Source organism: Actinoplanes sp. NPDC024001, from assembly GCF_040638955.1.
Classification (GTDB): domain Bacteria; phylum Actinomycetota; class Actinomycetes; order Mycobacteriales; family Micromonosporaceae; genus Actinoplanes.
In genome coordinates this window covers 12,820-37,867 of the sequence record NZ_JBEZZB010000015.1, presented here as the reverse complement: position 1 = coordinate 37,867, position 25,048 = coordinate 12,820, and the positions used below count along the sequence as shown (strand labels likewise).

The window sequence follows — 25,048 nt, the reverse complement described above, 5'->3', positions numbered from 1 at the left end:
CGGTCAGCGGGTCGGCCAGGTGCGGAAGTTCTGCGCGGACCGGCTCGGCGTGGGCCCCCGCTGGCCCTGGTACCGCGAGCCGTAGACCGCCGAACCATACGGATGCTCGGCCGGGCTGGACAGCCGGAAGATGCACAGCTGGCCGATCTTCATCCCCGGCCACAGCTTGATCGGCAGGTTCGCCACGTTGGACAGCTCCAGCGTGACGTGCCCGGAGAACCCCGGGTCGATGAAGCCCGCGGTCGAGTGCGTGAGCAGGCCGAGCCGGCCCAGGCTGCTCTTACCCTCGAGCCGGGCGGCGAGACCCTGACCGAGGCTGATCACCTCGAGCGTCGAGGCCAGCACGAACTCGCCCGGATGCAACACGAACGGCTGACCATCCTCCACCTCCACCGCGGCGGTCAGCTCGTCCTGCTGCTCCGCCGGGTCGATGTGGGTGTAAAGGTGGTTGTTGAACACCCGGAAGAAGCGGTCCAGCCGAACGTCGATGCTGGACGGCTGCATGAGCGTCGGCTCGAACGGCTCCAGCGAGAGGTCCCCGGATTTGATCTCGGAGACCAGGTCACGGTCGGAGAGCAGCATCGCAACACCATACCGACCTGCCCGGATCGGCGTGTTCGGTGGCCGTCTCGAACGTATGTTCGATAGAATGCACGCATGGCTTCCTGGTCCGATTTCGCCGCCGCCGAGCCGATGCTCGCCGCCGGCATCCGTGCGCTCCTCCAGCAGTACGGTCCCGGCATGGGTTACCTGGCGACCATCCGCCCCGACGGCGGCCCACGCGTGCATCCGGTCTCACCCGTCATCACCGACGACGGGCTCTACTGCTTCATCGTCGACTCGCCGAAACGCCGCGATCTCGACCGCGACGGGCGCTACGCCCTGCATTCGTACCCTCCGGAGGACAACGACGACGAAGCCTGCCTGACCGGCCGCGCCGAGCCCGTCCACGACCCGCTGACGATCACCCGCCTGGCCGGCGCCCTGCACGCCTCCCCCGACGTCGACTGGCGGCTCTACGAGCTCACCATCGAAACCGCGATGCTGCGACAGCACGGCCCCGCCGGCGCCCTCCCGCTGGCCGCCACCCCGTTCGCCCCGGCGTACGCCCAGACGTGGCGCGCCCCGCGCAAGTTACGCCGACCACTCGCCGTCGCCAGCTGAACTCCCGGGGCCGGTCCCGCCACCGAGCCGGATAATCAGGTACAGTGGGGCCGCTTGCGGGTGTAGTTCAATGGCAGAACATCAGCTTCCCAAGCTGACAGTGCGGGTTCGATTCCCGTCACCCGCTCCACGTGCCGGAGCCCTGGTCAGGACATATGTCCCGCCAGGGCTTCCGTCGTTCTAGCTGACTAAAACTGGCTCACGTGCCATTAGCGTGCCATTAGCTCGCCTCAGCGGCCGGTTCCTCGCCCGCATCGGGCCGCTTCGCCTTCCGCTTGCTCGGCTTGCGCCGGATTGCCTTGACCGCCGCATCCATCGCGTCCGCGATCCCTCGGTCCGCCTCCCGGTTGGCGTGCTGGTAGATCAGTGCCGCTCGCGGACTGTCGTGCCCCATCCGCGCCATGATGTCCCGCAGGCTCGCGCCCGGCGCCCGCGAGGCAAGGTCGTTGCCGGTATGCCGCAGGTCGTGGAAGTGCAAGCCGGGCGCACCGACCGCAGCAACCGCTTCAGACCAATTGACCAGCTTGTTGAAGTTGCCGCGCCAGAGGGTGCGCCCGTTCTCGCTGGTGAACACGAAGGCCTCCGGCGCATCGCCGACGTACTCGCTCAGGTGGTGTCTCAGCACCGGAAGGGCCGCCTTCGGCAGTGCGACCGTCCGCACGCCGGCCCGCGACTTCGGTGGGCCAAGGATCAGACCGGTCCCACGGTGTTCCACGAACGCCTGTCGCACGCGCACGGTGCCCTCCGCAGCATCGACGTCGGTCCGCTGCAGAGCGACCGCCTCGCCCCACCGAAGCGATCCGAACGTCACGACGAGAACCAGCGCGCGGAACCGGGCGGGCATCCGCTCCGCCAGCTCGAATACCTGCGGGACGGACAACACCGGCCGCTCCGCAGGCTTCTCCTGATCCGCACCCTTGATCCGGCACGGGTTGACCCTGATCAGCTCGTCCTCCTTGACGGCTGTCATCAGGACAGCCCGAAGCAACCGGTATGCCTTCGCGGTCATGGTCACTGAAACGCCGTCGGCGAGCAGCCGCGACCGCCACTCTCGGACCATCGGTGTGTCGATCCGGTTGAGTGACGCCTTGCCCAGATATGGCGTGATGTGCTTGCCCAGCGTCCATCCGTAGAGGTGGATCGTGCGCGGTCGCAGGTTCGGCCGTTCGGCGATCCACCGCTCGGCGTAGTCCTGCAACTGGATCTTGCCGCGATTAGGGTCGATCCACTCGCCGCGAGTCATCGACGACTCGACCAGCGTCAGGTATCGCTCGGCCTCAACCCTGCGCGCGAACGTCTGTTCACCTGATCGCATGGTGCCGTCCGGTGCGAGGTAGCGAGCTTGGTAGCGACCTGAGGGAAGCTTGCGCACGCTGCCGAAACGTCGGTGTCCGTCTTTGTTCGCCATGATCAGGCAACGCTCCTCAGTCCGCGCCATACGGTCTCGGCGGTCATGGGCTCGACTCGGTTCGCCTGCACGAAGGCGGCGAGGTCGGCAGGGTCGAAGCGGATGGACCGACCGAGGCGGTGGAACGCGATGCGGCGCTCGGCGACGGCGCGGCGGAGGTAGCGCACGCTCATCTTGAGCCGGTCGGCAGCTTCTTCGATGGTCAGCAACTCTGTGGGCAGCGCCGGGACCGTTGCAGGCTGGGCACTGATCCGCTTAGGCAATCGGGTGTCCTTTCCGGGCCGGTGTGAGGGGATCGCGGTGAGAGCGAGCGACGCTGAGATGTCCGGCTGACAGAACTGACAGAACTGACAGAACCTCGGTCGGGCAGGGGTTGTGTCAGTTGTGTCAGTTCTGTCAGGCCGGTTTATGAGGCGCGGCGCGCGCCGAGCGGGTGCACGGTCGCGGCCGGTTGGTGGACCTCGGGATGGACCAGGAAGCTCGGCGACGGCGGTCGGCCTCCCGCGCGTTTCGGTGCGGGAGGGTCGAGTTGCCGGAGGTAGCCGTGGGCTTCCAGCACGGCCAGCGCCGGATCGAGGTCCGCTGTGGTTTTGATCTGCGCGGACTGCACGGCACGGAACGCCTCGCGTTTGGTGAACGCGCTGGTGTGGGTGCGTTCGATCCAGGCGAGCACGTGGCGGGCGTTGCGGGTGGCTGCATCCGCGCCCATGTCGTCGAACGCGGCCAGGGCGTGAGCGGCGTAGAACTCGCCGATGCGGGCGGCTCGGTCGATGGCGTCGGCGCTGATGGTGCTGCCCCATCCGTGGCGCGGGTGCTCGGCGAGGTGGAGTAGGCCGGCGATGCGCACCACCGCGCCGGTGTACTTGCTGCCCCAATCGACGATGTGCGCCCATGCCCCGCCCGGGGCAAGCCGAGGTTCTACCTCCCGTTCGATGTTCAACACTCGTGCGTTGGCGTCGGGGGTGAGCATGAGCAGTGCCGGATCGGTCCACTCGGCGAGCGTGAGGACTAGGGCGTGCAGGTTGGCGTGATACTCGGCCGCGACCTCGGTGGGGATCGGGTCGGTGCCGACCTTGCGGCGGCCGACGGTGTTCTCCGGTAGCGCGAACAGGATGCGGGCGAGCAGGCCGAGTCCTCGGAACCCAGGCATGTTCGCGATGTCGCGCAGGATCTCCGGCTGCACCGCGAGTCCCATGGTCAGCGCCGGTTTGTCGACGTGTTCGGCTTCGCGGGAGCGCCGGTCAACCCGCATTAGGTCACCCGCGTGTCCTTTCAGGAACACTTCCAGGTTGGGGGTGCCGGAGTAGCGGCCGGCGATGGTCGCGAAGATGCCGCCCTCCGGGGAGAGCACGGCAAGCCGGCCGCCTTGCTCGGCCAGCAGCGATGCTGCGGTTTCGCTGGTCACGTCGTCGGCGACTAGCCGCGGTTTGACCGGGACGGTGATCGCTTCGGCGTTCATCGCGGCGGCGGTGGCCTCGGCAATCAGGGTGTCCCTGCCGGCCGCATCGGCGTTGGCGGCGGCGAGTGCGGCTTTCTCGGCCGCTTTGCCGGCCACCTTCGCCGACAGTTCGGCTTCGATGATCGCGGGTGCGGTGCGTTCGATCAGGGCTTTCTCGGCGGCGAGGATCGGCGCCACCATCGCCGCGAATACCGCCGACTTCCGAGATCCGGGCGGAAGCACCACGACGGTGTAGAGGTTGGTCGGTTCGCGCCAGGATCCGCGCACTTCCACCTCGGCTCGGCCGCCGGCCGCGGTGGACAGGCACGCCAGAGCCAGACTTCCCGCTAGATCGGCCGGCGTTTGGGTGAACTCAGCGACCGCGCCCACCTGCGCGGCCAACCACTCGGGCAGTAACTCGACCGGGAACGTGGGCAGGTGCCGGCCTCGGCCGAGCGGGATCAACGCCGGCCACCCGCCCGGCACTTCGGCGTCGTCGAGCATGGCGCGGCCGGTCGCCACCAGTTCGGCTGTGTCGGCACTGGAAGCGGCGAGCCGGGTGAGCTGAGTACCGAGGTCGGCGACCTTTCGCCGCCGGGCCAGGTCGGCGACGATGCCCGCATAGTGTCCGGCGTTCGCCGCGGTGGGCACCTCGGCGGTGAGGGTGTGCAGGTAGGGCGCCCCACCCATCTTGCCGAGGTCGCCGGCCTCGGCGAGATGGGCGGTGACGGTGATCGGATCGGTGGGGATGCCGGCCGCGTGCATCGCGCACATCACCGACCACAGCACGCTGTGTGCGGGGCGGCCGAAGTCGTCCGGGGCCAGGACGGCGGCCAGATCGTGCATCAGGTTGGGGGCGAGTAGGGCGGCACCGATGACGGCCTGCTCGGCCGCCAGGTCGTACCCGGCAGAGGTCATGCAACAGCTCCTCTCCAGAGGGCGGCGGGTACGGGCTACGCGGAGCGGCGGCCGATCGCGCGTTGCTGGTCACGGCCGGACAGCCGGATCAGGCGGGGTGCGACCTCGGCTAGCAGTTCGCGCATGATCTCCAGCGCCGTTGCGAGTTGCCAGCGGGCAACCGCTTCGCGGGAGTGCAGCGGGACACGTGCCCGGATCTCGATGTACTCGCGGTGACCAGCGCGCACGCGGGTGAGCCAAGCCCGGCCACCGATGTCGTCGGCGGTGATGTCGGGGCTGCGGTGCTCGGCGACACCGCAACGGTGGTCACGAGCGCACCAGTCGGTGTGCGGCGTTTCCGGCCGCATGAAGCGGGCCATCGTCCGGCGGCTCATCGGTTGCCTGCCTTCTGCTCACTGCGCAGGTACTCGTAAATCCGCCGTCCGATGCGGACGCGTTTGCCGGTGCCCTCGCAGCGCGGGCAGTCGCGGAAGACCTTGCGGGACAGGCGGGAGTAGATCCGGCCTTTCTCACAGCGGTGACGCCGGCAGCGGCCGAACGGGAAGATCATGCATCCGAGGGCGTACAACGCTGTGTAACCAAGGGCGATGAGGCTAGCTTGCAGCACAAGGGCGGTCACGGAATTGCCTCCAGAGCCTGTTTGAGGGTGTGAACGGCCGGCGCCGCTAGGAGCTAGGGCGCTGATCAGGAAATGTTTGGGGCGCTAGCGGTGCCGCTAGGTCTAGCGGGGACGGCCGCTAGACCTAGCGGCGAATCTTGGCCTAGGTGGTCTTGCCGTTCCCGTTCTCGCGGTCACGCTTGGTGAGTGCGGTAAGGATGTCGGCGCGGTGAAAGCCCTTGCGGTTACCGGACCCGCCGGTGTCGGTGTCCTCGCCCCAGCACTGCTTCGTGGACAGCTTGTGAACCTTGAGCGCTTCGCGGAGCTGGTCCGCGGTGAACCCGGCGTAGACATCCGCCCGGAGCGCGGCGAGCCGCTTGACGATCACGGTTGACCACAGCTTCGGCTCGGCCTCGGCCATGACCGCGAGCACGTCTTCCAGAATCGTGTCCCGCCGGACCGCCGTAGTGTCCAGGGTGACGCCGGCAGCGTGGCCGGTGATGTTGCCGTACCGCTCCCGGCCTGCGCGGGCACGGGCCACGATCACCTCGGCCGCCGGACCGTCGATCTCGAACGTCTTGACGATGACCGGCTCGTCACCCTCGCCGGCGAGGTAGCCGATGCCTTTGTCGCGGCGAGCGAACATGGTCGCCCGGATACCGTTCTTGTACATCGACGTGCCGAGCACCATGTCGTTCTCGGTCTGGCCCATGACCTTGAGGCAGAACCGCAGCACCGCGTTCGCGGAGATGCCCGTCGGCAAGCTCTTGGCGTCCGGGCGCTGGGTAGCCAGCAGCAGGAAGATCGCGACAGCCGGGCCGCGGCGGATCAGGTCCTCGCAGATTTCCTCGATCTCCGCGCCGTACTTCGGGTGCTCGAACCCGCGCTGGCACTCGTCGATGCCAATCGCGATCGGATGCAGGCCGAGCTTCTTGTTGCTGGCTAGCTCGTCGGTGACCTTGTTCTCCGGGCACAGATCACGCGGCAAGTCCCGGATCACCTTGGTCCGCCGCCGCATCTCGGTGTGGATTTCCCGCAGCGCGGTCACCACGTACTCGATGTCCTCTTCGTCATCGCCGGCCCGGTAGGCGTGACTGACCGGCTCCAGCGGCGACAGGTCACCGGTGCCCTTGAGATCGAACGCCAGGATCTGTGACCGCAAATCCAGACAGGCCAGCAGCAGCGCCAACCGCAGCGCGAACGTCTTACCGAACCGCGGCAGCGAACCGATGATCATCGACGCGTACATCAGGGTGATGGTGACCAGCGCACCGCGCGGGTCGGTACCGAACGGTGCAGCCTTGAACAGGTTCACCGTTCCGGACTTCAACAGCGGGAACGGCCGCTGCTTGGCCCGGGACATGTCCTTATCGGCGACGAACAGCACCAGCCGGCCGGGGTGCACCTCGGCGTTGGCCTCAGGCCACACACAGCCGAGCGGGCGAGTCAGCGCGGCGGCCAATTCCTCGCGCTTCTCGACCACGGCCGAGGCGACCACGCCGCGCGGCAGCTCGACCTCGCAGCGCCAGCCGACACCGTTCTCCCGCTGAATCGGCGCGGGGAACCAGCGCTTGCCGTCATCGCCGCGGCGGATCGCGTCGTTGATCCCCTTGATGTTCAGCGCCGCCAGGGCGGTGAACACCTCCGCGCTGGTCAGCGGCGCGGCGTCGTGGCGCACCACGGCCGTGCCCAACAGCGGCTTGTCCGCTGGGGTGCCGAGGTAGCCGAACAACGCGATCAGCGCCACGGTGACCGCGTAGTACACCCAATCCGGGACGAAGAACGCGAGCACCACACCGACCGCGATCAACGCGGGGAGCACCGCGAACACGGTTAGCAACCCACGCCAGCGCACCCGGCGGTCACGCTTGCTGGACAGCCGGTCATACATCTTGGCTTCTTCCGGCTTGTCGATCGCAGCCCGCACGACCGACTGACGCACCGGCTCACCTTCCAGGTCGAACAGCCACCGGTTGTAGCCGGACATCAGACGCACGTATCCGCGCGGCGCCCGCCACAGCAGCTTGGCGGCGTAGGCCGGGGTACGGGCACCGTGGAAGGCGAGCGAGTGCAGGCCGAACCCGGACGCCCATGCCGCGTTCTTGCCGAACTCCGCGCTCGACTTGAGCCAGGACGGGACGATCGGCACCCGCTCGGCGTCGCGGAACGCCGCGAGGGAGAACCGCGGCCGACGCTGCGCGGCGAGGCTGTCCACCAACACCGGGCCGTCTTCGGCGTCGTCCATGTCGTTGGTCTCGGTCCGGTTTGCGTCCGAGTCCGCCTCACCGGTCCGGCGGGCACGGGCCGCGTCCAGGTCAACAACATCGGCCTCGGCCATCTCCGCCTCCGCCTTGGTCCAGTCGAACTCTTCGTTGGGGTTGGTGCTCACGGACGGGCCTCCGATCGGGCGGGCGTGCCCAGGTTCGCGGGGTAGCTGGTCAGCGGTTTCGCGCAGGAGTCGGGGCTGTCGCCGGTGTCCGGCGGGACGATGCCGTTCACCGGACAGTCCGGGTGACGGGACACGGGATGTGCGAGAGCATGAACAGACCTCTCCCTTGGTCTTGCGGGACTGACGGAGGGCCGGCGGCACAGCACGGTTTCTCAGGCCTGTGGGCTGTGCCGCCGGGCGTAGCTACCGGCGGTGCATCAGGTGCGCAAGGCCGGCACCCATGCCGAGCACGGCCACCGGGATGCAGGAGACGGCCGCGGTGATCGGCCAAGGGGCGGTCTGCCAGCCAGCGGTGACCATCAGGTGATAGGTGAGCTGTCCCATCCCGCCCAGCAGCAGCGAGCCGATCGCCGACCACTTCGCGAACTTCTGCGCAGAGGCGTTGACTCGGCCCGACAGCCAGACGTAGAGCGCGTACGCGGCGTACGTCTCGACGCCGATGGGCAGCGTGATCGCGGAGTTGATCAGGAAGTCGTCCGCGATACCGGGCAGCAACTTGACCAGCCCGAACCCTGTCATCTCACCCATGCCAACCCAGCCACCCCACACCGCCACGAATGCGGGAAGGCAGAGAACCAGCACCGGCCAGGTCACCGGGCGACGCACCGCAGCGACCGTGCCCGGTGCCGCCTCAGTGATGGCGGCCAGCTCGACGACCGACGGATCAACGGCCTGCTCCGCCGGTGAGACCTCCCGCGTAGTCGGCCCACATGAGGGATTCGCGTCGGGCACGCTCGGCGGGTCAGCCGGAGAGGTCGTCAGCTCAACCAGCAGTTCGTTGGCCTTCTTCGCACCCACGTTGAAGGTCGTCATCAGCTTGTTGCGGCTCGGCAGCGTACCCAGCTCGGCAGCAAGGTCCCGAGCGTGCGGAAGCAGCTCGGCGACCGCGCGCGGATACGCGCTACGGGTGGTCATCGTCGCGGTCATCAGGCCACCGCCTTCCGCACGGTGGCGGTTGACGCGAGCTCAACGGCGACCCGCGTAACCTGCGCCTCAGCTCGGCGCAGCCGACGCCAGTCCAGCACGGTGGGGCCGCCCCGGTCGTCGGCGTTGAGGATCGAGATCTCCGCGTCGAGCAGGTCCAGCTCGGCGGCGATCAGCGGCCACTCCGCCTCGATCGCGTCCAGCTCGGCATCCGACGGCTCGTCAGGTACTCGGTGAAGCAGGCTCACGGCTTTCCTCCAACACGGTTGACCAGCGCGTAGCGCAGTGGTCAGCGGATAAGGACGTTCCGTGCCGAGACGCCACTCGGCAGCGCCATCGGCTAGACGGTACATACTGTCTAGACAGTGGCGCAGAACCGAATATGCCGAACGGTCGATGCGAATGTCAAGACCAATGCCTAAACTGTCTAGACAAAGCCCCGTCGTAGGAGTTGAGGATGGCCGCCACCAGGCAAGGGAGAGGGCCCGTCTGGGCCCAGATCGCAGACGAGCTGCGTGCGCGCATCACGGATGGCACGCTGGCGCCGGACTCGCAACTGCCGACCGAGGCTGAGCTGACCGCTCGGCACGGTGTCGCTCGGGCCACGGTTCGCCAGGCGTTGACCGCCCTGGTCAATGAGGGACTGATCGTGCCCCGGGCACCGCGCGGATACTTTGTCCGGCATCGCCAGCCGCTGTTTTACCGGCCACAACAGGAGTTCCGGCCGCAGCCCGAAACGCCCGAAATGGACCGCTTCATGATGGAGCACTCGGCCGAGGGTCGAGAGCCGAGGCAGGACATCGAGGTCTCGATCGTCGATCCGCCAGCCGACGTCAAGAAGCGGCTCAAGCTGGGTGACGGCGAACTCGCCGCCGTACGCCGGCGGGTCCGCTACCTAGACGGCGAACCCTTCAACACCAATGACAGCTACTTCCCGCTGTCCATGGTGCAGAACACCGAGATCATGCGGCCGGCCGACATCGCGCGCGGCGCCAATGAGGTCCTGGCCGAGGCCGGCTACCCGCAGGTGCGATTGCTGGACGAGATTTACGTGCGGATGCCGTCGCCGGACGAGATCCAGCGGCTCAAGTTGGCGCCGGGCACGCCAGTGTCCTGCCACATTTGTACAGGCGTTTGCCCTGATGGGACGCCTGTCCGCGTGGTGGTCAACATCTTGCCAGGCGACCGGCACGTCATCGTCTACGAACGCAACGGCATGAACGCTGCCGACCGATGACAGACGACCTCACCATCCGCGCGGCCTCCCCCGCCGACCTTGATGCGCTCGTGGTCATGTACCAGGCAACTCAGCAATGGCTTGCCGAGAAAGGCTCAAACCAGTGGGCGACGAACACGGCTGAGCGGGTGCGCGCCAAGCTCACTCAGGCGGTGGAGCGCGGTGAATGCTTCGTGGCCGAGAATCGGAACGGCATCGTCGGCACCATCACGGTTGACGACTTCGCCGATCCGGAGTTCTGGAGCGACGACGAACCGGAATCCGCGCTCTACGTGCACCGGATGATGGTGGATCGCTCGGCGGCCGGGCAGAACATCGGCGGCCGGCTCTTGGACTACGCCGAAGAGGTAGCGGCGCGGGCCGGCAAGAAGCGGCTACGGCTCGATGCGTGGCGCACCAACAAGCCCTTGCACGAGTACTACATGCGGCAGGGCCTCGACCTCGTACGGATCGTCAGTCTGCCTCATCGCGGTTCTGGCGCTCTCTTTGAGCGGGCCGTCCGCACCCACAGGTAGCTCCGATGTCCGGAGCTAGGAGTCGCTTGGCGAGTCGCGGACGTACACGCCTACACCTGCGAGCGTTTCCGTGATCCCCTTGACTCTAAGAATCTGCATCGCACGGTCGATGACCGGAGCAGTCACCTCGTAGTGCGAGGTCAACTCCCGACGGCTCGGCAAGCGAGAACCCGGCGGAAACTCTCCGTCCTCGATCCGCTTTTGCAGATCATCGGCGATCTCTTCGTATCGGTAACGCGGCGGCACGATGCTCTCCTCGGTTGGCTACCCGAGTAGATCACCGATAGCTAGCCATTGACTAGCCAACGCTTGCTATGGCAGGTTGGCGGTGGGTCTCCTTGGTTGGCGCTTAGGCGGCCCAGACAGCGCGGCGATCGGATACCGGTCACCCGTGGTCGAGACGAAGGCCCGGAGCAGGCATAGTGCTCCGGGCCTTCGCCTTTGCGAACCTTACGCGGCACGTACGGAAACACACGCACCGCTCTGAGGCGCCCGCTCGATGAGCGGGCATAACTGCTCAATCACTCCGGATCGAAGACTGCTCGACCAGCAGCAACTTGCAGCGCACGCACGGTTGCGCGCAGGCCTACCGCCCGATCCAGACGGTCGCTTCCATGGTGAAGCCGGTCGTGGCAGGTGCCGCAAACCGCAGCAATCCAGTCCACCAGATCGATGTCAGGATCGATGTGATGCGCCTGGAAGTGCGGACGACCAAAGTCGTCAAACCACCCGGGTTCCACCCCACACAACTCGCACGTGCCGCCGTTGTCGATTGCGCGCTGGATGACGTAGGCCGTCAGCAACGGATCCGAAACTCGCCGGTCGCGGCTCGTCTTCGTCGCACGCTTCCTCTTGCCCGCCGTCTTCTTGGCACGTGCCTCAACCAAGGCCCAGAGTTCGTCTTCGGTCGGCGCCGGCGGCGGTGAAGGCTCCGGGAGGTCAGGCAGGGGCTGCGAGATCTCCTCCTGCGCGATCCTCTGGAAGCGAAAGCGGATGTCGTCCCGCAGAACCTTGTCCGTGCCACGGCTAACCCCGGCGATGACCTCCATAACCGTAAATTCGCCAAGGCAGAGCCAATGCGACCCGGTCTTCTGCACCTTGTAGAACACAGGTACCGGAGTTCCATCGCCGTGACAGTCCTTGAGCCGTCGATTACCAGCGGTGTCGCGCATCGGGCCGGAGCTACCCTCACCGGAGTAGATGAACTCGTCCGGCTCCTTGATCCAGCGGTTGGCGTAGAGGCCACGGTAGGGATTCCAGAACACGCAGAGCTCAGTGCCCACGACGGTGATGCCAGCAGTGTCATTCCCCGGCTTCAAGCCAGCTTGCTTGGCGGCAGCGTGGATCTCAGCCCGGTTGTAGACCTTGTTCGCGACGTAGGAACTCATGCGTATCAGGATGACCTATGGGTATGACAAGGCGGGCATGAGTGCAACCTGCGGAAGGGATCGCGCGGGCCACACGGAAGCATCTCGCGAGGGATTGCCTTAGCAAGTCTTGCGAAGGCGCAGGTGAGACTGCGGGAACGATGGTCGGCGCTGTTGTTTTAGGGCACGCCTCGGTTGGCACCAGGAAACCTTCGATAACGAGGCGAGCTACCACAATTACACCGCTTGCCAGTAGTCGAGATGAAGGCCCGGAGCAGGCATATTGCACCGGGTTTCATCTTTCGCACCTTAAGCTGGCGCCCAGGTTGGGGTGCACGGAGGTTAATCGAGTGCCGTCGGCGTCAGGATCACTCGTCGAATGCTCCGCTTGTCGGCGAATGGAACGACACGATCCTTCGCTTCGTCAGCTCCTTCGATTATATCGACATCCAAGTCATCGAAGAGCGTGAACCGATCAGGCTCTGCCTTGGTTCGCTTCAAATCTACATACGTACCGTAGTCCAAAGAATAAATGTTGTATCGCAATCCCGGATTCTCCTTATCACTGTAACCACGCGAGATAAGGTGAATCAACCGCTGATCAAACAAGGACTGGATAACCGGATTGTCGCTGTGCTCACGAGCCAACATGAACATAGTGGTCTGGCGCGTCCCGATCACGTCACTAACGATCGTGTTCAGCGCCTTTCGCAGTTCAGGCGAGAGAGTGGTCGACTTGTCAGTCTCAAACCAGTCACGCGCGGCTTCCTCGACCGACGATCGGTCGATCTTCTGCCGCCCCTCTCGCTGCGCCCGGAAGAAGGCTTGCGAGAAGATTCCCAAAAAGTCGCGAACTACGCCCTCGCCCGCTCGAACCAGCTCAACGAATGTCTCGGGCTCGGTGAATAGCCGTGCGCGGAGGTTGACTGGCGCCTCGATGCCATTCGCCGAAAGCATGCCTGGCGGGAGTTCCGCTTCTACGTGCTTAAACAGCAGCTCCAAGAATATGCTGACTACATTCGTTGGGTTGCGGTCATAAACGTAGTAGTCGTCGAGGTCCAGGTTCGCGCTAATATCGCTCCCCAACTCAAAGCCAGTCGGGTTTCCCCTGTCCACGCCAATGGTGAAATTCGACCGATATTCAAGCGAAGCGATCTTAACCACGACTCGATTGCACGGGAAGAACGTGCGCTTGATGAACTCGGCAACATACGGCTGGACGTCCGGGGGGATAGCGGTCCACTCGTCGATAAGAATGAATAGATCCTCGATCCCGAGCGCCTCTAGGGCCTTGTCGAGGAAATTTCCGATTTCAGCGAAAACTACGGTTTCACGGTAAACCTCAGTGAATTTTACCTTGCTACCAGTCGTTCGCTCATTAGTTTTGCCCGCTTCAGCTGTAGCACGGGGATTTTGCGATACCCTCGCCCCAACCTTGGATGTAGATCCGACTTTATCTTGGGTGGAGTCCTCAAACTCGGCACTCGCGACACTAACAGTTCGCGATTGAATAATGTCAGCAAGGGTGCTGACCTCTTCCAAACCTGAACCGTCATGACTCGGATCGGTTGCGAAGTCCAACAATTCCGATTGCACAAGCCCTAGAATGTCTTTAAAAACACCCACGCAGCGAATAACCAGCGGCTGACTGTCATCAGTCATAAGGTGGGCGCTACCGATGGTTCGCACATCAATATAGAGGGAGGCAGCACGCTCGCGGCTAGCGGCTTCAAGCTCCAGAATGCGCAAGACGTGAGATTTCCCAGTTCCGCGACGGCCATAAAGGATCTGGTTATTAGTATTATTCAGCTGCGGGAAGACGCCGGTCTCTACATAAGTCCGCTGCAATACGGCAACATCACGTTGCCGCTCGGATCGAGGCTTTATGTTACTGACGGCACTGATGAAATGACGATCACTGAGAAGCGACTCCGGCACCTTCGATATCCCCCTCGTCTGCCCAGCACATCAACACGGCCCAGTGTCACTATACGACCTCATCAGGTGACCATTCATGATGGTTCATGGCAGCCGGGCGACTGCTCAGCCGTCAGCCCACGATCCCGTGCCAGTACAAGATCTATCGTGCGCTGCGACGTAGGACGACATCGTCAGCGTTGTAACTCATCTTTCGGCAGCTCAGCGCCGCACAACGCTCAAGCCCGGAAATCGGTGGTCGTCGAGTTCTACGCGGTCCGGGAGGACGAGCATCCATCATCATCTGTAGCTCCCCGCGACCTCCTCCTCCGTAGGGGCGACAGCGCGCCGGCCGACGTGACAGCATGGCTTGCCTCCGCCTTCCTTCCGCGCTGAGCGGGGGTCGCCGGCGCGTGCCATTAGCGTGCCATTCGGGGAGGCCACGAGAGGTCACTCCAGGCCACTCGACACAGGTTCGATCTGCATCGGCGTTCAACACATCGATGACCTTGTACGGTTCCCAAGCTGACAGTGCGGGTTCGATTCCCGTCACCCGCTCGTTCGGAGGAGGCCTGTGTCCGCGGAGTTCGCGGACCGGGCCTCTCTCGCATTTTTGCCTGGGGGCCGAGCCCCCAGACCCCGCGTTACGGTGGGCGCCCTTCGCGAGTCGGCGCCGGCTGCCCCAACGGCTAGGGTGGGCGCCCTTCGCAAGTCGGTGCCGGCTGCCCAACGGCTACGGTGGGTGCCCTTCGCGAGTCGGTGCCGGCTGCCCAACGGCTAGGGTGGGCGCCCTTCGCGAGTGGGTGCCGGCTGGCCACCGGCGAACCGGGCCTCTCGGGTTACTGGCTGGGGACAGCGCCAGGCTATTTAGGTTGATCGACAAGAGGGCTACTGTCTGCGCCGCGCATGGGTGGGGACGGGGCCGTTTCGTCGCTGCGTTGCACGCCTGAGGGAGGACGCAGTGGCGGTCAGCGGCTCGCACATCACCGTCGGGGTCGCTGTGGCGGCTGCCATCGGGCTCGCTTAGAACGTGACGCCGGCGGTGGCAGCGGGGTCGCCGATGGAGCGGGTCGCTGTGGCGTCGGGGGAACTGGTGCTGCCGGCGGCGGCTCGTGCGGTGCCGCGGGCCATCATGATCCTCAACGCGGGCGGGACCGGCTTTCTGTGGTTGCAGGAGGGTGACGAGCGGCTGCTGTGGACGGATTACCGGACCGGCGCCACCAGGCACCAACGGCGTCGTGCTGGCCGAGCGGGAGCCGGTCGGTGCGGCGGTCTGGGGCTCGACGTTGTGGAGCAGCTGGACCGGATCGGCGTACGCGATCCCGGCGAGCATGGCCGGGAAGCGCCTGAGCGTGCGTGTGACTGCGAAGCGCGCCGGTCATCCGGCCGGAACCGCGGCGTCCGCCGCGTCTGCCGCGGTCGCCAAGGGCAAGGCCGCGACAGCGACCAGGAAGTCGAAGATCACCGGCAAGGCGAAGGTAGGCCGGACGGTGCGCGCCACCGTCGGCACGTGGTCGATGAAGGCGGATTCCTACCGGTACGAGTGGCGCATCAACGGCAAGCTGATCCGCGGTGCGACGAAGGCGAAGCTGAAGCTCACCAAGTCGATGCGGAACAAGAAGCTGACCGTCACGGTGATCGCGGTGAAGGCCGGTTACCGGGACGGCCGCGATCAGCAGCAGGGTGACGGTCCGTCGTTGACCGGACCAGCGGTGGCACCGGTCCTGACCTGGGGCAGCTCGCCGATGCTGAGGAAGACGTCGTCGATCGCGCCGGCGAACTGGTCGTTGCCTCGGCCGGGGCCCTTGCCGCCGACGCGCAGGGGTTCGGCGTTGGCGATGGAGAGCATCGGGGGGACCGGCACCCAGGCGCGAGGCAGGCCGTCAACAATCATGATTAGGCGGTTGGGGGTGCGGCGGCACTCCAGGTCGTGCCACATGCCGTCGGCTACGTCGATGAGGGGTTCGGCGCGGTAGATTCGGGCCCGCTGGCCGGCGATCACGCAGCTCGGATGGCCCTGCCGGTGGTCGACCTGGAGCTTGAACTGGCTTACGCCGCCGACGGAGTATCCCTTTTGGAGGACGTTCGCGCCGTCGGCCAGGTCGGCGTGGGTCATCATGATCGACGCGCCGTAGCGGAGTGGGCGGCGGCCGGGATTGAGGGAGTCGTCGCGGACGCCCTCCAGGATGGCCCGCGGGCAGTCGCGCTCGCGGGGCAGCGAGCACCGGTCGGGGTAGGCGACGGCCAGGCCGCCGCGCTGGGGTACGAGACGGAGCAGCCCACCGTTCTGACCCACCGGCCAGAGGCGGTAGCGCCCGGTCACGTCGGCGATCGGCCGGCCGACGCCGTGGTCGAAGGTGTAGCGGAGGGTCAGCGGCGCCTCGGCCACGCGGATCCGCCCGGGCGGGACCGGCGCGGGAAGATCGCCGATATTGTCGAGCACGCCGCCGGCCGGTGGGGTGCGGCCGGCGTGGGCGTGGTGGGTGACGGCGAGAGCGCCGACCAGAGCGAGCGTTGCAGACAGGGCACCGAGCGGTACGGCACGCCGCCGAGAGTGGAACATGGGGCTATTGTCCATATTGCCGCTTAGTCGGCAAATGGAAACTCCGCGCCATTATGACGGAAATGCGTCAGCGGCTCCGCGTCACCGGATGGGCCGCCCCGGCCGGCTCCCCGACCACCGCGTGCAGCACATCGTCCAAAGTGATCACACCGAGCGGCCGCCGCCCGTCGCTGACCAGCACGATGTGCAGCCGGTCCCGCCGCATCGTCAGCAGCAGGTCGGCGAGACTCCGTTCCGGCGCGACCACGGCCAGCGGGCGGATCACCTCGGCCGGGATCGGCAACCGGCGCTGCGTCGCCGCGTACCCCAGCACGTCCTTGACGTGCACGAAGCCCAGCACCCGCCGGGTGTCCCGCTGCACCACCGGGAAGCGCGAGCGGCCGCTGCGGGTCGCCACCGCCTCCAGGGTCGCCGGCGACACGTCGGCAGCCACCGTGGTCACCCGCGACCAGGGCAGCAGCGTGTCAGCGGCGGTCCGGCTGTTCAGGCCGAGGGCGGCGTGGATCCGCGCGTACTGTTCGGAACCGAGCAGGCCCTCGCTGCGGGCCTGGGTGACCATGCCGGCCAGCTCCTCGGCGGTGAAAACCGTCTTCACCGCGTCGGTCGTCTCGATCTTCCAGAGCTTGAGGATGTTCCGGGAGGCCCAGCGCATCGCGGTCAGCAGCGGTTTCGTCGCCGTGCAGAAGGCCAGCATGAACGGGCCGAGGTAGAGCGCGGACCGTTCCGGGCCGGCCAGCGTGATGTTCTTCGGCACCATCTCGCCGATCACCGTGTGCAGGAACGTCACGATCATCAGCGCGATCACGAAGGCGACCGGGTGCACCAGGTTGGCCGGCAGCTCGGTGGCCGCGAACGGGCCCTCCAGCAGGTGCGCGATCGTCGGCTCGGCGATCGCGCCGAGCACCAGCGTGCAGATCGTGATGCCGAGCTGGGCGCCGGCGATCATCAGCGGGATCTGGCTCATCGCGGAGAGCGCCCAGCGGGCCGCCTTCGACGTCTCGGCGAGCGGTTCCAGCGCGGTACGCCGGGACGCGATCAGCGCGAACTCGCCGCCCACGAACAGACCGTTCCCGATCAGCAGAACCGCGACGAACAGCAGCTCAGTCATCGGCAGGCTCCGGCGGGGCGACCACACGCACCTGCTCGATACGGTGCCGGTCCACCTCCATCACGGTGAACTCCCAGCCGTGCTCCTCCAGCGACTCACCGACCACCGGGATGTGGCCGAGCCGGGCGAGCAGGAAGCCGGCCAGCGTCTCGTACGGGCCCTCGGGCAGCTGGAAACCGGTCTGCTCCAGCACCTCGTCCTCCCGGAGCAGGCCGTCGACCAGGAAGGTCTTCTCGCCGCCGGGCGCGGTCAGCTCCTGGCTGCCGGTTTCGCCGACGTCGGTGTCGTACTCGTCGGCGATCTCACCGACCAGTTCCTCGATCAGGTCCTCGACGGTGACCACGCCGTCGGTGCCGCCGTACTCGTCGACCACGATCGCCAGGTCCGCGTCGGCCGCGCGCAGGGCGGCCAGCACCTTGTCCAGGCTGAGGCTCTCCGGTACGTACACCGGCTCCCGGGCCATGGCGGAGACCCGGATCGCGGCCCGGCGCTCCAGCGGCACGCCGAGCGCCTCGTTCACCCCCACCACGCCGGTCACGTGGTCGAGCGTGTTCTCGTACACCGGAAATCGGGTGTGCCCGGTCTCGCGCGCGACCGTGATCAGGTCCGCGACGCTCGCGGTGGTTTTGAGGCCGACCACGTCGACGCGCGGCGTCATCGCCTTGGCCGCGCGTTTCTCGCCGAACCGGATGGTGCGGCGCAGCAGCGTCGCGGTCTCGTTGGGCAGCGCGCCCGCCCGGGCGCTGATCGCGGCGAGCAGGCCCAGCTCCTCCGGGGAGCGGGCGCTGGCCAGCTCCTCCTGCGGCTCGATGCCGAGCCGGCGGACCAGCCAGTTGGCGGTGCCGTTGAGTGCCGCGATCAGCCACTTGAAGAGGGTGGAGAAGGCCCGCAGCGGTGCGGCGGTGAGCAGGGCGACCCGCATCGGCCGGGCCAGCGCCGCGTTCTTCGGCACCAGCTCGCCGAAGAGCATCGACAGCAGGGTCGCCACGACGAGCGCGCACACGTGCGTGACCGTGTCGGTGGCCGAGCCGGCGAGCGGCTCCACCACCGGGGTGAAGAGCTCGGAGAGCGCAGGTTCGGCCAGGTAACCGGTGAGCAGGGCGGTGAGGGTGATGCCGAGCTGGGCGCCGGAGAGCTGGAAGGAGAGGCCGTGCAGCGCGTTGCGGACCGTCCGGGCACGGCGGTCGCCGGATGCCGCCCGCGCGTCGATCTCGGCCCGATCGACGGTGACCAGCCCGAACTCGGCGGCCACAAAGAACGCGTTGCCACCCGTGAGCAGCGCGAATGCCGCCAGTGGGAGCACCGCGGTCAGGAACAGGCCGTCCATGATCGCTTCACCTCGGACCTCATTGTGCCGGACCGGGACCATCCGGCACTAACCGTGTCGATGACAAGGGGTTCTACCGTCAAGGGATGAGCCTGCTGGAAGAGTTCGCACTCCTGGCGCATGACGACCGCGGGGCGCGGATCATCGACACCACCCGGCTGGATCACGGGCTCGGTGGCGCGGTGCTGATGGAACTCGCACTGAATGAGCGAATTGACATCGACGACAAAGAGGTCGTAATTCTCAATCGGGACCCCACCGGCGACCCGGTGGTGGACGAGGCGCTGATCAAGATCGGTGACGATTCCCGCCCGCGCAAGGCCTCGCACTGGGTGAGCAAGTTCGTCAGCGGCATCCGGAAGGCCGTCCTGGACCGGTTGGTCGCCGCCGAGGTGCTGCGGGCCGAGCGGAGCACGGTCCTGCTGATCTTCCCGCGGACGCGATACCCCTCGGCGTACGGGACGGAGCCGCCCGCCCGCAGCGACGCGCTGCAGCGGATGCGGGGCGCGATCCTGCGCAGTGGGCCGGTGGAGCCGCGTACCGGAGCGCTCTGCGCACTGGTCGCTTCCACCGGGATGGACCGCAAGCTCTTCGCCGACCTGGACCGTAAGCAGGTCAAGGCTCGGCTCGCCGAGATCACCGAGGGCGACTGGGCCGGGGAGGCCGTGCGCAAGACCATCCAGATCGTCCAGATGGCCGTCACCATCTCCGTGGTCGCCGACGGCGGGAGCGGAGGCGGCGACGGTGGGGGTGGCGGCGGAGGCGACGGTGGCGGGGGTGGCGGCGGCTCCTGAAACGGCCGATGGCCGGTCGTGATCACGACCGGCCATCGACTCGACGCTTCCTAAGCTTCCTGCTTGAGCGACCGGAGCAGGACCGTGGCGACGTCGACGACCTCGACCTCCTCCTGCTTGCCCTTACCGGTGACCCCGTCGCCGATCATCGTGTAGCAGAACGGGCAGCCCACGGCGATCGTCTTCGCGCCGGTGGCCAGGGCCTCCTCGGTGCGCTCCACGTTGATCCGCTTGCCGATCCGCTCCTCCATCCACATCCGGGCGCCACCGGCGCCGCAGCAGAAGGAACGCTCGGAGTTGCGCGGCATCTCCACGACCTCGTTGGCGATCGCCGAACCGAGAACCTCGCGGGGCGCCTCGAAGACCCGGTTGTGCCGGCCCAGGTAGCAGGGGTCGTGGTAGGTGACACCGCCGTCGACCGGCTGCACCGGCGTCAGCTTCCCGGTGGCGACCAGGTGGGCCAGCAGCTGGGTGTGGTGGACCACCTCGACCTTGAGACCGAGCTGCTCGTACTCGTTGCCGAGGGTGTTGAAGCAGTGCGGGCAGGTCGCCACGATCTTCTTCGTGGTGTTCTCCCCGAGCGCCTCGGTCAGCGTCTCGACGTTCTGCTGGGCGAGCATCTGGAAGATGAACTCGTTGCCGATGCGGCGGGCCGGGTCACCGGTGCAGGTCTCGCCCTCACCGAGGATCGCGTACTTGACGCCGGCCTCGTTGAGCAGCGTGGCCACCGCGCGGGTGGTCTTCTTCGCCCGGTCCTCGAAGGCGCCGGCGCAGCCGACCCAGAACAAGTATTCGAAGTCCTCGACCTCGCCGACCCGCGGCACCTCGAAGTCCAGGCCCTTGGTCCAGTCCTCCCGGGTGTTCTGCGGTGCGCCCCACGGGTTGCCCTTGTTCTCCAGGTTGCGCAGCATGACGCCGGCCTCGGAAGGGAAGCTCGACTCGATCAGCACCTGATAACGGCGCATGTCGACGATGTGGTCGATGTGCTCGATGTCGACCGGGCACTGCTCGACGCAGGCGCCGCAGGTGGTGCAGGACCAGAGCACGTCGGGGTCGATGACGCCGTTCTCGTCGACGCCGCCGATCAGCGGGCGGTTGCCCTCGGCGAGCGCCAGGACGTCCATGTGGGCGAGCTGGGCCTCGGTGGCCTTCTCCTCACCCATCAGATCCTTGCCGCCGCCGGCCAGCAGGTAGGGCGCCTTGGCGTACGCGTGGTCACGCAGCGACAGCACCAGCAGCTTGGGCGAGAGCGGCTTGGCCGTGTTCCACGCCGGGCACTGCGACTGGCAGCGACCGCACTCCGTGCAGGTGGAGAAGTCGAGCAGGCCCTTCCAGGTGAACTGCTCGACCTGGTTGACGCCGAACAGGTCCTTCTCCGGGTCGGCCTCCTCGAAGTCGAGCGGCTTGCCCTCGCTCATCATCGGCTTCAGCGCGCCGAGACCGGAACCGGCCGGCTTCTCCGGGCTGCGCTTGAAGTAGATGTTGAAGAACGCCAGGAACCGGTGCCAGGCGACACCCATCGTCGGGTTCAGCGAGATGGTGATCAGCCAGGTCATCGAAATGATGATTTTGACGAGGGCGGCCCAGGTGGCGCCGTCCTCCCAGGCCGGCAGCACGGAGCCGATCGCGTGGCTGAGCGGGGCGGCCCACACCGGGTACTCGAAGTGGTCGGTGGCGACCTTGAAGCCCCGGATCAGGAAGCCGAAGATCAGCACGCCGACGATGACGGCCTCGACGAAGTACGCCTGCCACATGGTCGAGCCGAGGAACCGGCTCCGCTTCACCGCGCCCGGCTTCTGCCGCTGGCGGACGAAGACCAGGTAGAGGATGCCGATCATGCCGAGGATGCCGATCCACTCGGTGACCAGGCCGAAAACCACCCAGTGCCCGATGATCGGCAGGCCCAGGTTCGGGTCCACCACCTCGAAATACGCCTCGAGGACCAGCAGCGACAGGATGACGAACGAGACCATCACCAGCCAGTGGGCCGCGCCGATCGCGCTCCACTTGAGCATCCTGGTGTGACCGACGGTCTCCACCAGCATCGTCTTGGTCCGGGTCTTCGGGTCGGCGAAGCGCGCCGGGTCGGGCTGACCCTGCCGGATCACGGCGGTGATGGTCAGCACGGCGCGCACGGCGAGGTAGACGGCCACCACCGTGATGGCCGCCGCTAATGCGGTGGCGACGATCTGCGCGATGTCCATCTGCGTTGTGCCTCCTCGGTCGGCGGTGCGCCACCCATGTTACCCACGAGTAATAGACGGGCGCGCACCACAGGTCAAGGAGTGCAGCCCCTCAGGCGAAAGCGCACCCCACGCCGGGCGGGGGTGCGCTCACTTTCGATGATTTTCACGAATCCGCAGTAAAGCGGAGACGCGAAACGTCAACGCCAGCGGGACAGGAGACCCAGCGAGGCCACCATGCAGCCGAAGCCGATCGCGAGGTTCCAATAACCCCAGCTCTCCACCGGCCACTGCTGTGACGACAGGTAGTACACGACCAGCCAGGCGATGCCGATGACGATCAGGCTCACCGCGGTGAATGGCAACCAGACCGGACTCGGCTTCTTGGACGCAGCCGCCGTCACCGCCGGGCTGATGTCCGACGGCGGGGTGTAGACCTTCTTCTTGCGAACCTGTGACTTCGGCACGGAGATCTCCTGAGGGCAACAAGTGGTGAACAACCCACCGCTGAGCGGCTCCGGGATCCCCGAATGCTGCCCGTGGCGAATACTGTTCGACAGCTAGCGTAGTCAAGGCGAGGCAGACACAGGCACCCGCCGGGGCAGGAAAATACCTCGGCGCCGGGTCTTGAGGAGGCTGGGTGGCATTTCTCGGGGGAGGAGACGTGGACGACGGCGCCCGTGGGGCCCCCTGGCGGCTGGTCCTGCGCCGGGCCGCACGCGGCCTTCGGCCACGCCGCGACCAGCGCAGATCGATCTGGTCAGCGGGGGTCCCGCTGATCGCGCTGGCGGCGGGTCTGCTCTTCACCACCTCCGCGACAACCGCCGACGGTACGGCACTGCGCGACGACCGGCGGCCGCAACTGGCGCAACTGATCACCGAGAAGCGCGAGCGCCTCGCGGAGAGCGAGAAACGGGCCGCCGACCTGCTGGCCGACGTCGACAAGGAGACGGCGCACCTGGCCGAGGTGGACGAGCCGACCAAGATCGCCCGGGAGAACGCGGACGCGATGCGCGAGCCGGCCGGCTTCACCGCGCTGCGCGGCCCCGGGCTCACGGTGACTCTGAACGACTCGCCGAGGCGGGGCACCGACTTCGGCGACAACGCGCCGGACAATGACGATCTGGTCGTCCACCAGGGCGATGTTCAGGCCGTTGTCAACGCTCTCTGGGCAGGTGGGGCCGAGGCTATGACGATCATGGATATCCGGGTGATCTCCACGAGCGCGGTACGCTGTGTCGGCAACACGCTGCTCCTTCACGGCCAGGTCTTCTCACCACCCTTCAAGATCACCGCGATTGGCGAACCCACCGCCATGGGTCGAGCGTTGGACTCGTCAGAGGGAGTCAGGCAGTTCCGGGAGGCCGTCGCCGACTTCGGGCTCGGTTACGCGGAAAAGGTGGAGAAAAACGTGACAGTGCGGGCGTACGACGGATCGACCGACCTCCGATCGGCGCAGGCCGCCCAGTGAGCGTTCCCCCGGATCAGCCGGTCAGCCCGTCCGGCAAGGGTCGCCATCGCGCTCCCGACGCCGACGCCCAGACCGCTTTCATCCCCCGCATCTCCGACACCTCGCCCGACGGCGTGCCGGGCGGGCCGCTGTCGCCCCCGGTCGGCCTGGGCGGCAACGTCGAACCACGCCCCAGCCGGCCGCCGGCCGCCGATCGAGCCGCGCCCGGCGGTATCGAAATCGGACAGGACGAGGTGCGCGCCGCGGCGGCTGCCGCCCGCCGGCGATCACTTCGGCCGGCAGCCCAGCCCACCGAGGGCGATTTCTTCCCGGCCGGCGACCAGCCGTCCCCGGCCGGCCAGCCCTCCCCGGCCGGCGAACAGCCCTTTCCGGTACGGAGCGCGGCCACGCCCTCGCAGCCGGCCGCCTCGGGCGCCGCGTTCCCGGAACAGCCCGCCGCCCCCGGTGGCGCGTTCCCCGCGCCTCCAGCAGGTCCGGGTGGCGCGTTCACCGCGCCTCCAGCAGGTCCGGGCGGTGGCTCGTTCTCCGCGCCGCCGGCCGATCTGGCTGGTGGCGCCGCCTCCGCATCGTCGGCCGCTCCGGGCGGCGCGTTCGTCGCGCGACGGGCCAGCCCGAGTAGCAGCACCTTCCCCGCATCGTCCGCTGGCCCCGACGGCCCGGTGCCTCCGGCTGGCCCGGGCGGCGTATTCTCCGCACCGCCGGCAGGTCCGGGCGGCGAATTCTCCGCACCGCCGGCGGGTCCGGGCGGCGAATTCTCCGCACCGCCGGCGGGTCCGGGCGGCGAATTCTCCGCACCGTCGGCACGTCCGGATGGGCGCCAGGCCGGAAGGCCGTTCCTGGCTTCGGGTGCGGCCGCGCACGCGGAACCGGCCGTTCCGGCTGGTGAGAGTGCCTGGCGGGCTCGATCGGGATCGGCGGGGACGACGTCGGACTGGGCTTCGAATGCGGCGGACAGCGGCGCGGAGCCGGCCGACGCGGCGCGGCGCGGTCGCGGATGGCCGTCTACGCCGGATGAGCCGAGGCCGGGCGGTGCCGCATGGCCGCCGGCTGGCACTGCGGATCCGTTCGGGGCCGGCATTCGGCCGAACCCGGCGGGTGGACCTCGCGGCTGGAACGACACCTCCAGCGCGGCCGGCCCGCTGAACAACGCGAACCCGTCCCCGGGCGGCTGGGACCGCCAGGAGGCAGCTCCGGGCGCGGCCGGCAGGGAACAGACGCCATCGGGCGGCAGCGGCTGGGAGAGCCCTGCGGGCAGGCGGCGCCGGGATGACGCGGTGCCGGGCCAGGGCGCCGCCGCCGGGTGGCAGGCCGACCCGGCCGGAGCCGCAGCCGCAGCCGGCATGGCATCCGGCCAGGGCAACGTCCCCGCGAGGTGGCAGGCCGACCCCGCCGGAGCCGACATGGCACCGGGCCAGGGCGCCGCCGCGAGGTGGCAGGCTGATCCGGCCGGAGCCGACACGGCATCAGGTCCGGGTGGCGCCAGGTGGCAGGCCGATTCGAGCGCGGCTGCGGACGACATGGCGCCGGGTCGCGCCCCGGCGAGGTGGCAGGCCGAAGACAGCACACAATCCTGGCTTCCCGCCGGGCAGACGACTGCTCCCTGGTCACCGGCAGACGGCCGGGCGCCCGGGCATGCCACCCCGGCCACAGCTGGTGCACCGGCCGGA

Annotated in this window: 23 protein-coding genes and 1 tRNA gene; 6 read left to right on the top strand and 18 right to left on the bottom strand. The window is 67.4% G+C overall.

The genetic code is table 11. The annotated features are described in order from the left end of the window. Positions 1–3: 3 nt before the first annotated feature. Positions 4–582 carry a dCTP deaminase gene (gene dcd, locus AB0F81_RS08430; RefSeq protein ID WP_360193013.1) on the bottom strand — a complete coding sequence of 193 codons (579 nt, stop codon included), beginning with the start codon at positions 580–582 and terminating at the stop codon, positions 4–6. A gap of 75 nt (positions 583–657) precedes the next feature. Between dcd and AB0F81_RS08425 the strand changes: the two genes are divergently transcribed. Beyond that, a complete protein-coding gene (locus tag AB0F81_RS08425) occupies positions 658–1,164 on the top strand; it encodes a pyridoxamine 5'-phosphate oxidase family protein (protein WP_360193010.1) in 507 nt (168 codons plus the stop codon). A 56-nt stretch (positions 1,165–1,220) separates the two neighbouring features. Next, positions 1,221–1,294 (top strand) — tRNA-Gly (locus AB0F81_RS08420). 90 nt (positions 1,295–1,384) lie between these two features. On the opposite strand, the gene AB0F81_RS08415 is transcribed toward AB0F81_RS08420, so the two are convergent. From AB0F81_RS08415 to AB0F81_RS08380, 8 genes are all read right to left on the bottom strand, one after another. Next, positions 1,385–2,572: a site-specific integrase gene (locus AB0F81_RS08415; RefSeq protein ID WP_360193007.1), complete on the bottom strand. Its 1,188-nt coding sequence runs from the start codon at positions 2,570–2,572 to the stop codon at positions 1,385–1,387. Positions 2,573–2,574: 2 nt separating this feature from the next. After that, positions 2,575–2,835 carry a helix-turn-helix domain-containing protein gene (locus AB0F81_RS08410; RefSeq protein ID WP_360193005.1) on the bottom strand — a complete coding sequence of 87 codons (261 nt, stop codon included), beginning with the start codon at positions 2,833–2,835 and terminating at the stop codon, positions 2,575–2,577. 143 nt (positions 2,836–2,978) lie between these two features. Continuing rightward, positions 2,979–4,928, bottom strand: coding sequence for a DUF3987 domain-containing protein (locus AB0F81_RS08405; RefSeq protein ID WP_360193002.1), 1,950 nt, complete (start codon positions 4,926–4,928; stop codon positions 2,979–2,981). Between the two features lie 35 nt (positions 4,929–4,963). Next, positions 4,964–5,302 (bottom strand): hypothetical protein, encoded by a 339-nt coding sequence (locus tag AB0F81_RS08400; protein WP_360193000.1) that lies wholly within the window; start codon positions 5,300–5,302, stop codon positions 4,964–4,966. Then, the gene (locus tag AB0F81_RS08395) at positions 5,299–5,547 is read right to left on the bottom strand and encodes a hypothetical protein (protein WP_360192997.1); all 249 of its coding nucleotides are present in this window, start codon (positions 5,545–5,547) and stop codon (positions 5,299–5,301) included. Before AB0F81_RS08395 ends, AB0F81_RS08400 begins: the two co-directional genes overlap by 4 nt. 142 nt (positions 5,548–5,689) lie before the next feature. Then, the gene (locus AB0F81_RS08390; protein WP_360193152.1) at positions 5,690–7,864 is read right to left on the bottom strand and encodes a cell division protein FtsK; all 2,175 of its coding nucleotides are present in this window, start codon (positions 7,862–7,864) and stop codon (positions 5,690–5,692) included. Between the two features lie 294 nt (positions 7,865–8,158). Next, positions 8,159–8,902, bottom strand: a complete 744-nt coding sequence (locus AB0F81_RS08385) for an ABC transporter permease (RefSeq protein WP_360192994.1) — start codon at positions 8,900–8,902, stop codon at positions 8,159–8,161. Then, complete coding sequence (locus AB0F81_RS08380) at positions 8,902–9,147, bottom strand: DUF6284 family protein (RefSeq protein WP_360192991.1); 246 nt, start codon at positions 9,145–9,147, stop codon at positions 8,902–8,904. Before AB0F81_RS08380 ends, AB0F81_RS08385 begins: the two co-directional genes overlap by 1 nt. A gap of 209 nt (positions 9,148–9,356) precedes the next feature. Here AB0F81_RS08380 and AB0F81_RS08375 point away from each other — a divergent pair, with 209 nt between their 5' ends. Both AB0F81_RS08375 and AB0F81_RS08370 read left to right on the top strand, forming a co-directional pair. Next, positions 9,357–10,136, top strand: a complete 780-nt coding sequence (locus AB0F81_RS08375; protein ID WP_360192988.1) for a GntR family transcriptional regulator — start codon at positions 9,357–9,359, stop codon at positions 10,134–10,136. Further along, a complete protein-coding gene (locus AB0F81_RS08370; RefSeq protein WP_360192985.1) occupies positions 10,133–10,651 on the top strand; it encodes a GNAT family N-acetyltransferase in 519 nt (172 codons plus the stop codon). The genes AB0F81_RS08375 and AB0F81_RS08370 overlap by 4 nt, the downstream gene beginning before the upstream one ends. Positions 10,652–10,666: 15 nt before the next feature. Here the strand turns inward: AB0F81_RS08370 and AB0F81_RS08365 are convergent, their stop codons facing one another. The 7 genes from AB0F81_RS08365 to AB0F81_RS08335 all read right to left on the bottom strand — a co-directional run bounded on the left by AB0F81_RS08365 (position 10,667) and on the right by AB0F81_RS08335 (position 18,933). Further along, positions 10,667–10,897, bottom strand: a complete 231-nt coding sequence (locus tag AB0F81_RS08365) for a GntR family transcriptional regulator (RefSeq protein WP_360192982.1) — start codon at positions 10,895–10,897, stop codon at positions 10,667–10,669. A gap of 275 nt (positions 10,898–11,172) precedes the next feature. Then, complete coding sequence (locus tag AB0F81_RS08360; RefSeq protein WP_360192979.1) at positions 11,173–12,039, bottom strand: hypothetical protein; 867 nt, start codon at positions 12,037–12,039, stop codon at positions 11,173–11,175. 321 nt (positions 12,040–12,360) lie between these two features. Next, the gene (locus tag AB0F81_RS08355) at positions 12,361–13,956 is read right to left on the bottom strand and encodes a hypothetical protein (RefSeq protein ID WP_360192976.1); all 1,596 of its coding nucleotides are present in this window, start codon (positions 13,954–13,956) and stop codon (positions 12,361–12,363) included. Between the two features lie 1,357 nt (positions 13,957–15,313). Then, entirely contained in the window at positions 15,314–15,445 is a 132-nt protein-coding gene (locus AB0F81_RS08350) for a hypothetical protein (protein WP_360192973.1), read from the bottom strand. A 162-nt stretch (positions 15,446–15,607) separates the two neighbouring features. Next, positions 15,608–16,498 (bottom strand): hypothetical protein, encoded by an 891-nt coding sequence (locus AB0F81_RS08345; protein ID WP_360192970.1) that lies wholly within the window; start codon positions 16,496–16,498, stop codon positions 15,608–15,610. A 67-nt stretch (positions 16,499–16,565) separates the two neighbouring features. Then, entirely contained in the window at positions 16,566–17,606 is a 1,041-nt protein-coding gene (locus AB0F81_RS08340) for a hemolysin family protein (RefSeq protein ID WP_360192968.1), read from the bottom strand. Then, positions 17,599–18,933: a hemolysin family protein gene (locus AB0F81_RS08335; RefSeq protein ID WP_360192965.1), complete on the bottom strand. Its 1,335-nt coding sequence runs from the start codon at positions 18,931–18,933 to the stop codon at positions 17,599–17,601. Before AB0F81_RS08335 ends, AB0F81_RS08340 begins: the two co-directional genes overlap by 8 nt. Positions 18,934–19,019: 86 nt before the next feature. Between AB0F81_RS08335 and AB0F81_RS08330 the strand changes: the two genes are divergently transcribed. Next, positions 19,020–19,727: a GPP34 family phosphoprotein gene (locus AB0F81_RS08330; protein ID WP_360192962.1), complete on the top strand. Its 708-nt coding sequence runs from the start codon at positions 19,020–19,022 to the stop codon at positions 19,725–19,727. A 50-nt stretch (positions 19,728–19,777) separates the two neighbouring features. Here the strand turns inward: AB0F81_RS08330 and AB0F81_RS08325 are convergent, their stop codons facing one another. Continuing rightward, on the bottom strand, positions 19,778–21,931 hold the full coding sequence (locus tag AB0F81_RS08325) for a (Fe-S)-binding protein (RefSeq protein ID WP_360192959.1): 2,154 nt from the start codon (positions 21,929–21,931) through the stop codon (positions 19,778–19,780). 179 nt (positions 21,932–22,110) lie between these two features. Continuing rightward, positions 22,111–22,377: a cell division protein CrgA gene (locus AB0F81_RS08320; protein WP_360192956.1), complete on the bottom strand. Its 267-nt coding sequence runs from the start codon at positions 22,375–22,377 to the stop codon at positions 22,111–22,113. A 230-nt stretch (positions 22,378–22,607) separates the two neighbouring features. Here AB0F81_RS08320 and AB0F81_RS08315 point away from each other — a divergent pair, with 230 nt between their 5' ends. Continuing rightward, the gene (locus tag AB0F81_RS08315) at positions 22,608–23,381 is read left to right on the top strand and encodes a DUF881 domain-containing protein (RefSeq protein ID WP_360193149.1); all 774 of its coding nucleotides are present in this window, start codon (positions 22,608–22,610) and stop codon (positions 23,379–23,381) included. Positions 23,382–25,048: the final 1,667 nt, after the last annotated feature.